The sequence below is a fragment of the Staphylococcus saprophyticus subsp. saprophyticus ATCC 15305 = NCTC 7292 genome (assembly GCF_000010125.1).
In the GTDB taxonomy this organism is placed as follows: domain Bacteria; phylum Bacillota; class Bacilli; order Staphylococcales; family Staphylococcaceae; genus Staphylococcus; species Staphylococcus saprophyticus.
This window is the reverse complement of record NC_007350.1, coordinates 1,382,488-1,395,569: the sequence shown is the minus strand read 5'-3', so window position 1 is coordinate 1,395,569 and position 13,082 is coordinate 1,382,488. Positions and strand designations below refer to the sequence as shown.

At 32.7% G+C, this 13,082-nt stretch carries 12 protein-coding genes; 6 read left to right on the top strand and 6 right to left on the bottom strand.

The window, feature by feature from the left end; all coding sequences use genetic code 11:
• Positions 1 to 119 precede the first annotated feature (119 nt).
• The 3 genes from SSP_RS06875 to lysA are packed head-to-tail and all read left to right on the top strand — an operon-like array spanning position 120 to position 3,616.
• Positions 120 to 1,277 carry a M20 metallopeptidase family protein gene (locus tag SSP_RS06875; RefSeq protein WP_011303131.1) on the top strand — a complete coding sequence of 386 codons (1,158 nt, stop codon included), beginning with the start codon at positions 120 to 122 and terminating at the stop codon, positions 1,275 to 1,277.
• Positions 1,274 to 2,347, top strand: a complete 1,074-nt coding sequence (locus SSP_RS06870) for an alanine racemase (RefSeq protein ID WP_011303130.1) — start codon at positions 1,274 to 1,276, stop codon at positions 2,345 to 2,347. The genes SSP_RS06875 and SSP_RS06870 overlap by 4 nt, the downstream gene beginning before the upstream one ends.
• 3 nt (positions 2,348 to 2,350) lie before the next feature.
• The gene (lysA, locus tag SSP_RS06865) at positions 2,351 to 3,616 is read left to right on the top strand and encodes a diaminopimelate decarboxylase (RefSeq protein WP_011303129.1); all 1,266 of its coding nucleotides are present in this window, start codon (positions 2,351 to 2,353) and stop codon (positions 3,614 to 3,616) included.
• A gap of 212 nt (positions 3,617 to 3,828) precedes the next feature.
• Here the strand turns inward: lysA and cspA are convergent, their stop codons facing one another.
• Both cspA and msaA read right to left on the bottom strand, forming a co-directional pair.
• Positions 3,829 to 4,029, bottom strand: coding sequence for a cold shock protein CspA (cspA, locus tag SSP_RS06860; protein ID WP_001831260.1), 201 nt, complete (start codon positions 4,027 to 4,029; stop codon positions 3,829 to 3,831).
• A 187-nt stretch (positions 4,030 to 4,216) separates the two neighbouring features.
• Positions 4,217 to 4,525: a regulatory protein MsaA gene (gene msaA / locus SSP_RS06855; protein WP_011303128.1), complete on the bottom strand. Its 309-nt coding sequence runs from the start codon at positions 4,523 to 4,525 to the stop codon at positions 4,217 to 4,219.
• 346 nt (positions 4,526 to 4,871) lie between these two features.
• On the opposite strand from msaA, the gene SSP_RS06850 reads away from it, so the two are divergent.
• Genes SSP_RS06850 through SSP_RS06840 form a run of 3 tightly spaced genes read left to right on the top strand, consistent with a single transcriptional unit; the run spans position 4,872 to position 6,943 of the window.
• Positions 4,872 to 5,141 carry an acylphosphatase gene (locus SSP_RS06850; protein WP_011303127.1) on the top strand — a complete coding sequence of 90 codons (270 nt, stop codon included), beginning with the start codon at positions 4,872 to 4,874 and terminating at the stop codon, positions 5,139 to 5,141.
• A 13-nt stretch (positions 5,142 to 5,154) separates the two neighbouring features.
• Positions 5,155 to 5,775: a 5-bromo-4-chloroindolyl phosphate hydrolysis family protein gene (locus SSP_RS06845; protein WP_011303126.1), complete on the top strand. Its 621-nt coding sequence runs from the start codon at positions 5,155 to 5,157 to the stop codon at positions 5,773 to 5,775.
• Between the two features lie 34 nt (positions 5,776 to 5,809).
• Positions 5,810 to 6,943, top strand: coding sequence for a toxic anion resistance protein (locus SSP_RS06840; protein ID WP_011303125.1), 1,134 nt, complete (start codon positions 5,810 to 5,812; stop codon positions 6,941 to 6,943).
• 49 nt (positions 6,944 to 6,992) lie between these two features.
• Here SSP_RS06840 and SSP_RS06835 read toward each other — a convergent pair whose 3' ends face one another.
• The 4 genes from SSP_RS06835 to SSP_RS06820 form a co-directional block, all read right to left on the bottom strand.
• Positions 6,993 to 8,624: a BCCT family transporter gene (locus tag SSP_RS06835; protein ID WP_011303124.1), complete on the bottom strand. Its 1,632-nt coding sequence runs from the start codon at positions 8,622 to 8,624 to the stop codon at positions 6,993 to 6,995.
• A gap of 228 nt (positions 8,625 to 8,852) precedes the next feature.
• Positions 8,853 to 10,196, bottom strand: a complete 1,344-nt coding sequence (gene brnQ3, locus SSP_RS06830) for a branched-chain amino acid-like transporter carrier protein BrnQ3 (protein WP_011303123.1) — start codon at positions 10,194 to 10,196, stop codon at positions 8,853 to 8,855.
• A 122-nt stretch (positions 10,197 to 10,318) separates the two neighbouring features.
• Complete coding sequence (locus SSP_RS06825) at positions 10,319 to 12,211, bottom strand: vWA domain-containing protein (RefSeq protein ID WP_011303122.1); 1,893 nt, start codon at positions 12,209 to 12,211, stop codon at positions 10,319 to 10,321.
• Positions 12,212 to 12,223: 12 nt separating this feature from the next.
• Positions 12,224 to 13,015, bottom strand: a complete 792-nt coding sequence (locus SSP_RS06820; RefSeq protein ID WP_002483311.1) for an ATP-binding protein — start codon at positions 13,013 to 13,015, stop codon at positions 12,224 to 12,226.
• Between the last annotated feature and the right edge of the window lie 67 nt (positions 13,016 to 13,082).

Below are 13,082 nucleotides of genomic sequence, written 5' to 3'. Positions count from 1 at the left end.
AGTTTGTCTATCCTCCTATTTTTATAAATTCAAAACAAACTTTATACATAATACATAGCAAACTAGCAATTATGCTTATTTAGTGTAATTAATATAATAATTTAAAGGATTTGATATCGATGACTGAGTTGGAATTTGTAACAGAACATAGACGTTATTTACATAAGCATCCAGAATTAAGTTTACATGAATATGAAACAACAAAGTATATTGCGCATTTTTTAGATGATTTAGGTGTGCCATATGAACGTCCCTTAGATACAGGCGTTATCGCCTATTTATCTGGAAATAGTACACATACGATTGCATATCGTGCTGATATAGATGCATTACCGATTTACGAAGAAAATAACGTATCCTACCGAAGTGAAGTAGATCATGTTATGCATGCTTGTGGACATGATGGCCATACAACTGCCCTTATGCTATTTGTTAAACGATGTAAAAATTTAGCTGATAAGGGCGAACTTCCTCAAAATATCGTCTTCATATTTCAACCTGCAGAAGAAACTGGAGGTGGCGCGAATCGTTTAATACGTGCTGGTGCATTTGAAAAATATCCTATTGAAGCAGTTTTTGGTATACATGTCATGCCATTTGAAAATGAAGGCCGTGTTGTGATTAGAGATGAAGAAATTACAGCAAGTGCTACAGAGTATAGATTCTATTTGCATGGTCTTTCAAGTCATGTTGCTGATAAAGAGCAAGGGCATTCATGCGGTGAGGCATTACAACATGTATTGACTCAAGTAGGACAGATACAGCAATATCATTTAAATGGATTGAAACGAAACATTGTCCATATGGGACATTTTGAAGCTGGTGAAGCCATAAATACGGTTCCAAGTAACGGCTATTTAGAAGGTACTATTAGAACATATGATGTGAAAGATTTAGAGATTGTAAAACAGCAAATGACGAAAATTAGCGAAAGCGTTAAATTATTATTTAATGTCGAGTGTGAAGTGAAATTTGAAGAAGGTTACCCTCCTACTTTTAATGATCCTCAATTACGCAAACATGTTGAAAATGGATTAGTAAATGCTGAGTTTGAAGTGATTGATAAACCTACACCTTACTTATTTGGTGAAGACTTTAGTTTCTATAGTCAAATTGCACCAAGCTATTTTGTATTTGTTGGAGTTCGAGATGAAGCAAAAGGATACGTGACTGGTTTACACACTTCTCATTTAAACTTTAATGAATCTATATTAATACGTATTGCAGATTACTATGAACAAATACTCAAATCTTATAGTGAGGTGCAATCGCAATGACAGCCACATGGTCAGTAAACCGACAATTATTTAAAGAAAACGCTAAAAATGTTAAACAAGATAACCAAATAATGGCAGTAGTAAAAAATAATGCGTACCATTATGGACTTGAATTTGCAGTAGAACAGTTTTTAGATATAGGGATAAATACATTTAGTACCACATCACTTAAAGAAGCAATTCGAATTCGCAAATTAGCGCCAAATGCTACTATATTTTTGATGAATGCAGTTTATGAATTTGATAAGATACGTGAGAATCAGATTCAAATGACTTTGCCTTCCCTTTCTTTTTATTATGAAAATATTAACGACTTATATGACATACAAGTTCACTTGGAATATGAAAATTTATTACATCGTTCAGGTTTAAAGACACTTGATGAAATTAAAGAAGTCATTCACCATCATAATCAGAATAAAAATGAACATAAAATGCACATTAGTGGTTTGTGGACGCATTTTGGATACGCAGATGAATTTGATGTTCCAGATTATAATATAGAGCGCGCCGCGTGGTTAGAGATTGTAGATACGCTACTTGATGAAGGATATGAATTTGAGATGATACATGCACAGAATAGTGCAAGCTACTATCGTGAGCAAGGTGTATTACCTAACCATACGCATGCGCGTATTGGTATTGCATTGTATGGTTCTAGACCCTATAGTACAATCAATGAATCGGACATACAGCAATCGCTAACAGTTAAAGGTAATGTCATACAAGTGCGTGAAGTCAATGCGGGAGAATTTTGTGGTTACAGTTTTGCTTTTGAAGCGACAAAAAATAACACAAAATTGGCAGTCGTTGATGTTGGTTATGGTGATGGTATACTCAAAGCAAGAGCACAACATGAGGCTTTGATAAATCATAAGCGCTACCCTATTCGTGCGCTTATGATGAGTCATATGTTTGTAGAAGTTGATGACAGTGTCAATGCACAAGATGAAGTGATACTATATAATAACCATATACGTGTCGATGAATTTACTTTTAAAGGCGTTGGCGCTAATTCAGAACAATTAAGTGCAATGAATCATGACTCATTAATAAAGGAGTATAGATAAATTATGGTAGTAGAATATAATAGCAATGGCGAACTTACAATGGGAGGCACAAGTCTAAAAACGATAGCGCAAAGTTTTGGGACCCCTACTTTTGTATATGATGAAGTACAAATTAGAAACCAAATGAGACGTTATCATGAAGCGTTCAAACAAAGTGGATTAGCATACAATATTTCATATGCATCAAAAGCATTCACATGTTTACAAATGGTTAAATTAGTACAAGAAGAAGGACTTGAATTAGATGTAGTGTCTGAAGGAGAATTATATACAGCATTAGAAGCTGGTTTCGATCCAAAACATATTCATTTTCACGGTAACAACAAAACAAAACATGAAATTCAATATGCTTTAGAAAGCAAAGTTGGTTACATTGTTATTGATTCATTAGAGGAAATCGTTCTGATTGAGCGATATGCAAGTGAAGAAATTGATGTTGTTTTAAGATTGAATCCTGGCGTTGAAGCCCATACGCATGAATTTATACAAACAGGCCAAGAAGATAGTAAATTTGGCTTATCAATTAAGCACGGCTTAGCTATTCAAGGTATTGAAAAAGTGCGAGATACTCAAAAATTAAACCTCAAAGGTGTTCATTTCCATGTTGGATCTCAAATTGAAGGCACAGAGGCTATGATTGAAACTGCTAATATTGTGATTAATTGGTTGAAAGCAAATGATATCAAAGTTGATTTAATTAACTTAGGCGGTGGCTTTAGCATTAAATATGTTGAGGGTGATGTAAGTTTCCCTATCGAAGAAGGTATCGCAGAGATTACTGCTGCTATTAAATCAATTGCCGAAGATGCAGATTATCCGGTACCAGAGATTGGTATCGAACCAGGTCGTTCAATTGTCGGTGAAGCAGGTATTACTTTATATGAAGTTGGAACAATCAAGGAAATTCCTCAGGTCAATAAGTATGTTTCCATTGATGGCGGTATGAGCGATCATATTAGAACAGCGCTTTATGATGCAAAATACGAGGCCTTATTAGTTAATAGAAATGATCCTAAAGACGAAACAGTAACAATCGCTGGTAAGTTATGTGAATCTGGCGATATTATCATAAAAGATGCCCAATTACCAAGCACAGTGAAGCGTGGCGATTATCTAGCGATACTTTCAACTGGTGCATACCATTATTCTATGGCATCTAATTATAATCAAATGCAGAAACCGTCTGTGTTTTTCTTAAAAGATGGTAAAGCAAGAGAAGTTATTAAACGTCAATCATTACGTCAATTAATTATCAATGATACTAAATAATCCAAAGGTGGCTGTGTCTCTGAAAAGGAGCTCAGTCACCTTTTATTGTCCTATAGTGTAGATACATGCATTAAGATATTAGATAAAGTATATAGTGGTATACATACGGTTTCGCATGTATTAAGCGCCCCTAATCTCATAAAGAGATAAGGGGCTCTATAAAAAAAGAACCTTTAACAAGGTTCTTTAGATAAGTCAATATTGCATCTATATTATAGTTTTACAACGTTTGCAGCTTGAGGACCGCGGTCGCCTTCAACTACTTCAAATTCAACTGATTGACCTTCTTCTAATGATTTATAACCTTCTTGGTTAATTGCTGAGAAGTGTACGAATACGTCGTTTTCTCCTTCAACTTCGATAAAACCAAAACCTTTTTCAGCGTTAAACCATTTTACTGTACCTTGTTTCATAAATGTGAAACCTCCAAGACTAATATTCATTCAATATGCGTTATTCGCATATTACAAAAAATACAATGACACAGTATTATAAAAAATTACTCGTACAATATTCTTTGCAATATGGAATAAAACAATTGCTTGACTAAAATTATAAAGCATTTTTTAGTAAATTGCAAGACTAATATGAATAAACTGTTTATTCAATGTTAGGTAAATTATAATAAACTTCATTATTATTTAAAACAATATAACTATAGAATATTTGTAAATCTTCATCACAATCTTCACAAAATCCTAATTCACAATTATTATAAAATGCATGTATATTGTATTTGCCGACTAAGTAATTATCATAGTGGCGTTTACTTTTTAAAATTAAAGCATTATAAAAAGCCATCATTGCATCATAAGTCTCGAAATTGTGCTGTTCCACGATTTGATCAGTCCAGTCACTAAATAACCACCAGCCTTCATAATCAGCTCGAATTTTTGCAACTGTCCACATTTTATTTCACCCTTTCACAATTAGTCTAAAATGAATTTTTGGTATTATAATGCATACCTTTTAGACTTATAGTGCAAATTGGATATACATATGTATGTTGTATGATACATTCACTCTAAATAAAAATCCCCATGTTTATAAATAGAATATGAATAAAACTAAATATAGGATTCATTATTTAAATTCAGAGACGTACAATTTTTGCCTATGTGTAATATTCTAACGAGTTAAGCGACAAAATCAAGTTATCTGTCTCATACTTTTGGCCTATATACAACTGGATTATAAACGTAAATATTAGTTTTGTAGAGTGAAATTTCGTATAATGTTATTAAGAGGTGATTTTATGCAACGTAAACATATTAAAGTATTTGGAATGGTACAAGGCGTAGGTTTTCGTTATTATACAGAAAAAATAGCACAAAAACACAATATAGTTGGTACTGTTGAAAATATTGATAATTATGTTGATATTTATGCTCAAGGGGATGAGCCATCCTTAACTGAATTTATTAACGCTGTTACAGAAGGTGCCTCTCCAGCATCACATGTTGAAGATTACACAATAGAAGCATTAGATTATGATCAATCATTGAAAAAATTTAGAACGATATAAAGGAAGATGAATTTTGAGATATAATATTTCTCGTATTTTTGGGACAATTATTGCTTTACCAGCAGCAGTTATTGCTTGGTTTGCTAGTATCTTTGCATTAGATATATATTTTATTTTAGATGTATTAGTAGCTGCTGCAACATTTATTGTATTTTACTTTCCTACCCAACGTTTAACTTCTAGAAAGTATCTAAGAGAAATTGGTTTGTCTCGTCGAGATTATCATTTTGTAAATGGTCAATTAAATAATGCTCAGGATAAAATTAGAAGAATATTTAAAACATTTGTGAATGTTAGATCGATTAAAGATTTTAAACAAGTCAACGAGATATATCGTATATCCCGTGCAATATATTTTGCTGTTAAACAGCGACCAGGGTCATTTTTCAAGGTGGAGAGTTTCTTTTACTCTCATATAGATAATGCTTTAAATTTAATTGAAGCTTATACGAGATTATCTAAATCACCTAAAAAATCTAAAGAAGAAAAACAAAAATTAGAACAAACGCGCATCACATTAGATGAAGTGAAACGAACTTTGGTTGCTGATTTAAGAAGGATTAATGACGAAGATTATAGCCAGCTAGATATTGAAATGGAATTGAATAAAATTGAGCAGAAACGCAACAAATAAATAGACAATTAAAGGCAGAATGGAGTGGAATTTTATGGCTAGAGAGCAAGACTCGATTAATTCGCATCCATTGGATAAGTATATTGATGAAAATTCAGCAAATGAGTCTGAAATTATAAAAAGTTCAAGTCAGTTTTCTCATGAAGATCAACAAAAAATTGATAAATTGAGTAAACAAATTAAACCAATGGATAATGATGGTTTGTTAAATTATGGTACGGAAGCGCAATCAAATATGTCACAATTCTCACACCGAATTTTAAATGAAGTCAAAACTACAGATGTGGGACCTGTAGGTGACTCATTAAACGGATTAATGAGTAAATTAAAATCGGTCAATCCAGAAGAATTAAATCCGGAAAACCAATCCAAGTTGAAGCGTATTTTTAAACGAACAAAGGCATCAGTTAATGAGATATTTTCAAAAATGCAATCTGTCGGTTCACAAATTGATCGTATCTCAATTGAACTAGATAAACATAAAAACAATTTAAAAAAAGATATAGATATGTTGGATGAATTGTATGATATGAATAAAGACTATTTTGATGAGTTATCAATATATATAGAAGCTGCTAAACACAAGCAATACGTTTTGCAACAAGATGAAATCCCTAAATTGAGAGAACAAGCGAAATCTACGGGAAATCAAATGGATGTGCAAGCTGCTTCTGATATGGAACAATTTGTTGATCGTTTAGATAAGCGTATTTATGATTTACAACTATCAAGACAAATTGCTATACAAACTGCCCCACAAATACGAATGATACAAAATGTGAATCAAGCACTTGCAGAAAAAATTCAAAGTTCAATATTAACGAGTATTCCATTATGGAAGAATCAAATGTCTATCGCACTGACATTAATGAGACAACGTAATGCGGTTTCTGCTCAAAAAGCAGTTACGGATACTACAAATGATTTATTACTAAAAAATTCCGAGCTGTTGAAACAAAATGCTCTAGCAACTGCTACTGAAAATGAGCGCGGAGTTGTGGATATTGAAACATTGAAAACAACGCAAAAAGATATCATTGAAACGATTGAACAAACGTTACAAATTCAAGAACATGGCCGTACGAAACGTAAACAGGCTGAATCAGAATTAAATGAACTTGAAACAGAATTACAAAATCAATTGTTAGATATGAAAGAAAATAAATAATTAAGTATATAAAAACACGGAATTACTGTGATAAGTAATTCCGTGTTTTTTAGTGCTTATTATCTGAAGATCTTTCTTCTAAAATGTTATCTTTAGTATGATCTTGTTTATTTTCAGTAGTGATTTTTTGTTCAACAGCTAATTTATGAGCAATTTTTGGTGCTGTCCATATAGCCGGTAACATAATGATTGATATGGGAACGGCGGTGATGATGATAAATGATTGAATAGCGTTAATACTACCCTCACCAATATTTATCAAGATAATTGAAATAACACCCATAATGACTACCCAGAAGAGCCTAATCATTTTAGGTGGATCTCCCTCTCCAGTTACTGACATAGATATTGAGAATGACATCGTATCCGCAGTTGTGATTACGAAAATTAAAGTTAGTAATAATAATACAATGACCAGTGCAGTACCTAATGGTAGATGTGATGCGATTGATATAACTGCTGCTGGCAGTCCATTATCAGCTAATGGGTTACTAATCGCCCCACTATCTTTAGTTTCGTAAAAGAGGCCACTACCACCAAGTATGGAGAACCATAAGTGCGACACAACAGCAGCTACTATAGAAACGAGTAAGAATATCTCTCTGATTGTACGCCCTTTTGAAACACGTGCAACTAACATGCCCATTAATGGCCCGTAACCAATAAACCAGCCGAAAAAGAATAACATCCATGCTCCAGCCCATTTGTCATCTCCTCTGAATGTACTAATTTCTAAAAAGTGAGTAAGATATACGCCGTAAGAAGAAATGAATGTATCAATAATAAAACGGCCAGGCCCTATTAATAAAATAAATACGGCAAGTGCTAAAGCAAGCCATACATTAAGTTTACTTAAAAACTGTATCCCTTTATCAATACCTGTCGTGGCAGAAATTGTAACAACGACCATTAAACCAACTACAGATAAAATTTGGGTGATAATATTATCTGGGATACCAAATATACTATGTAACCAATAACTAAATTGGAAACCAAAGAAGCCGATTGTGCCAATTGTACCTGCAACTGCACCTAAAATACAAAATACATCGATCATCCATCCAATTTTATTCTTTTCAATTTTACTTCCAAAGATTGGATACAACAGCGTACGTGGACGCATTTTCATATTTTTATTGTAGTGTGCATACATAATAATAATGCCACTGACTGCACCATAAACTGCCCATGCTGTGAATCCCCAGGATGTAAAGCTTTGTGCCATGGCAGCCGGAATGGCTTGAGTACTGCTATTTTTAATATTTGGATCCATTGTTGGCGGTACATCTATAAAATAATACATTGGTTCCGCTGCTGCCCAAAAAATCGCACCAGCTCCTAAACCAGATGTTATTACAATAGCAGCCCATCTGAAATAACCCATTTCAGGTTTAGAGGCATTACCTAATCTTACGCGTCCGTATTTGGAAAAAGCTAAAAATGCTCCAACAGCAAAAGTAGCTAGCAGTAAAACTTGCCAAAAAGCACCAAAATATGTAATTGAAAGCTGAAATCCTTTTTGAACTAATGTTGATGTTGTCTTAGTGAATATTGATGACATCAGTACAAATAAGACAAGTATGCCCCCGCTTATTAAAAATACTGGCCAATCTAGTTTTTCTTTCCATTGAGAATATTTAATATTATTCGACTCCTCTATGTTACGTGTTTTCTTTTTCAAACGATTTACATTGCTTTAGACCAAAATGTTAAAAAGTTTAATTATGACGAAACACTTGAAGTAAAGAGTATAGCTTACTTTTGAAAAGTAATCAATTGGGCATTTAAAATAATTTGATTCTATAATTATAAAAATATTTAAAAATAGCTTTATAATAGTAAAAGAAGATTCCAAAAATAATTGGAATCTTCTTTGAAAATTTATATTTTGTTTTAGAGATGATTATAGTTATTCTTTTTCATACACAATCGGTTTTTGTTTTTTAACCATTGCCGCTACAATATATCCAATAATTGTAGTTACAATCGCGATTGGGAACCATTCTAATGAATATGATTTTAACGGTAAACTATCAATGAAGCTTAATTTTATCCAACCTTGTGTATGGATCATACTGAGTATTGATACAATAGAAACGATAGCGACTGGTATTTGTTGTGCAATGGGTTTTGTTGGTACAAAACGAGCTAATAAAATAAGTAGTACGGATGTAATCGCAATAGGATAAACAATACTCAATACAGGTACAGACATTGTAATGACAGAGTTTAAGCCTTGATTAGCTAAGATAAAACTAATTAATGTGAAAATAATTACGTAAATTTTGTATGAAATTCTTGGGAAAATTCTATGGAAATACTCTGATACTGCTACGACTAAACCACAAGCTGTAGTTAAACAAGCAAGAGCAACAATAATGCCTAATAAATATTTACCAAAAGTTCCAAATCCAACACTTGCCATTGTAGTTAATAAATAGGTACCGATATTTTGATCATTTGCAGTCAAACTCGCGATTTTTTCTTGAGAAACTGCCATATGATTGCCGATGTAGCCTAATGATATGTAAATAAACATAAGTGCTACGGCAGCAATAATACCAGCCATCAATGTTTGTTTGAATATTTTATTTGCATGTGTGACGCCCGTTGCTTTTACTGCATTTACAACAATCATTGAAAAAGCAATCGCAGCAATCGCATCCATTGTTAAATATCCGTTCGTAAATCCTTGTGAAAAACCACTGAAGTTTGATGTGAAAGCATCAGTTGCTTGGCTATGTGAATTACTACCGTAATCAACGAATCCTTTAACAATCATTGCTAAGATAGTGATCAATAGTAAGGGTGTTAATAATGATCCAATTCGATCAACCATTCTGCTAGGATTAATACATAAATATAAAACAATTAAGAAGTAAATAACTGTGAAAATAAATAGTGCTAAATTACTATTCGTATTTGCTATTGGCGTAACTGTCATTTCGAATGAAGTAGATGCAGTACGTGGAATTGCAAATAGTGGTCCGATTGTAAGATATATAATAATTAAGAATATGATTGAAAATTTAGGTGAAATTTTATTTAATGAACCAATGTAACCTTGTTTATCCAATGCACCTACAATAACACCTAACAGAGGTAATCCAATACCTGTTAATGCAAATGCGAGTATGGATGGCCAGAAATATTGCCCACTTTCTAAGCCTAAGTTTGGTGGAAAAATGAGGTTCCCTGCACCAAAGAACATTGCAAATAGTGTGAAACCTATAATCCATGTATTTTTATTCATATGTCGTTCTCCTTCTAACCAATAAAATAATATTATCCATTCTATCATGTTTGTTTAGATAACGTCTATATAAATTTCAGAATATTTAAAAATATAAAAGCCATTTATAACTATTTGTTTTATTAAAAAGACTTTAACAACAGTTTTTTTAATAATGGTGACAATTGTGCAGGTAAATTTTCAACACCTTCAACAAATAAAGCATATTGACCATAGATATTATGGATTGTTTGTTCAATGTCTTCTGTAATAGGTTCTTGACTAAGGAAGACATTAAACACTTCGATACCCATTTTACGAGACATCTCAACAGCTTCATAAGTATCTAAGATACCATCTTGACTATAATTATAGGCAGACGGTTCACCATCTGAAAATACAATTAAAAATCTTTGATTATGTGAGCGACGCATTAGACGCTCACTTCCAACTCTAATAGCGACACCGTCCCTATTATCATCTTGGGGTTCAAGCGCCATAATTCTTGGGCCATCTTTTTCTAATGTTGAATGATCATAAGAAATGATTTCATCAATAATATTTGGTTGGTTAGCATCGTCAGCATCAAAGGCATCTTCATTAAAGGCTAGAATCTCGTGTTTGACATTTAAAGATTTTAAGGTTTCATGAAAAAGGACAACCCCTTTGATTGTTTCTTCCATTTTATCTTGCATACTTGCTGAAGCATCAATAAGTAGCGTGAAAGTAGCATCGAAAGATTGACTTAAGTCTTGTTTTTTATAGAATAATTTGTATTGGTCATCAATGAACCAATTTAATAAATTCTTTTGCAGTCTGCCTTTAGTTAAATTATGTCGCTCATCAACATGTTCTCTGTCTATGGTCTTCTGGATGATTTGTATTAAATCTTTTATTTCAAATTGAACATCTGATTCAACGTTTTTGTATGCTTGTACATATTGTGGTTCAATATCTGGTATATTCCATTTAATTTCAACTCGCTCATTGATGCCTTTTAATGCAAAAGCTTGATTATGTCCGACTGAACCGCCCTCATCGTCATCGATTTGATTATTGGTTAGGCCGTTCCCTTTTTTGGTTTGCATGTCAGTCATGTCATCGCTTGCATCACCTTCGCGTGCGTTATCATTGTCCCCCATGACTTCACTATTTTCACCTTCATGTAATTCCATTTCTAAATAGGCACCACCTTGAGAAGCACTATCTTGATGGTTAGATTCCATGTCTTCACTAACTGTATTGTCATCACTTTGCTCTTCTGATTTGCCATCTGAATTACTGGCATCAGTTCTTGTTAAGTCTTCGAATTTGAGTGCCTCAATCGCTTCGTATACTTTTTTAGGTAAGTGATAATACTCATTTAACATATCTTCTTTTAATATGTCATCAATTTGATACATGATTCTTTCTGCTAAATACATATTGTCTTCAGACGATTGATTATAGAAAAAATTATGCAAATACATATACATATTGTTTAAAATATCGTCAATATGTGGATGGATTTGAGGAATATCATAAAAATCTTCAGTTATAAAAGATGCTTCTAAATGTAAAAATAGTAAGTCAGTGAAAGTGGTTTTAGTTTTATATACTTTAATTTGTGTTTTCGTATAATTTAACCGTACCTCTTTACGCATTTGAATAGCGGGTTGAATCGATGGACGTTGTCTTGCAATGGCATTTAAAATACGTTGATCTTCAAGTAATTTGAATAGTTGCTGGAAAAATTTTGGATGTTGAAATGTTGTATTATGAATCACTTCATTAACGATTTGTTCATCCATCATTTGATAACCATAAGCAGCAAGCATGACATCGGTCTTCAATCCTGTAGTTTCTATTGCTATATCTCTATGTGACCAAAATGAACTTGTAATTAGGGTATTGTTTATTGGATCATAATATGGAAATTTTTGTATTTTTACTTGTGTTTGATCATTTTTTAATAAAAGTCGGGCTAAATCTTGAAGCATCATGACTTGCTTAGCGTCTAATTGTTCATCATTAAATTTTATAAAACGATCACTCATGATTATCCCTCACTAAAAATTTAATTCTACTGCATTTAAAATAGCCTGTTGCTCACGTTCATCTTCTAGTTTGTCTATAATTGTACGTTGTATTGCACGTTCGATAGGCATAATCGTAGCTAAATCACTTAGATCTATTAATGCTCTTATACTTGCCGCTTCTTCAGAAATTTGACCTTGTTTTGTCATTGTACGCAAATCTTCATTGAATTTAATGATTTTTTGAATCATTATGTCATCACTGAGTTGGCTTTGTTGTTTGATTACATCACTCAAAATATCTCCATCAATATAATCTACTTGAATAACAACGAAACGGTTTTTTAATGCTTCATTCATTGGTAATGTACCAATATAACCTACGTTGATAGCTGCGATTACATTAAATCCAGGTGCTGCATTAACGACTTCACCTGTAAATGGATTAGTTAATTTTCTACGATAATCTAATACACCATTTAATATAGGTAACGTTTCGGGTTTGGCCATATTAATTTCATCTATATAAAGAATATGACCTTCCTTCATAGCTTTTATGACGGGCCCATCAATAAATACTATTTCTTGTGACCCATTTTCGTTTGTTTGTATTGTTTTAAACCCGAGAAGACTTTCTGCATCTAAATCAACGGAACAATTAATTTGGTGCATAGGTCTATTCATTGTCTCACTTAATGTTTCAGCTAATTTTGTTTTTCCTGATCCAGTCGGTCCTTTTAGTAATATATTTTTATTAAGTTGCATTAATGATTGCGCATCATTGAATACAGTTTCATCTCTATTAATATAATTGGTATTTGCCATCACTTTATAATCTCCTTTTAAAATGGATAAAATAATTAGTTTTTCAATCACTAAAAATAGACTGGGG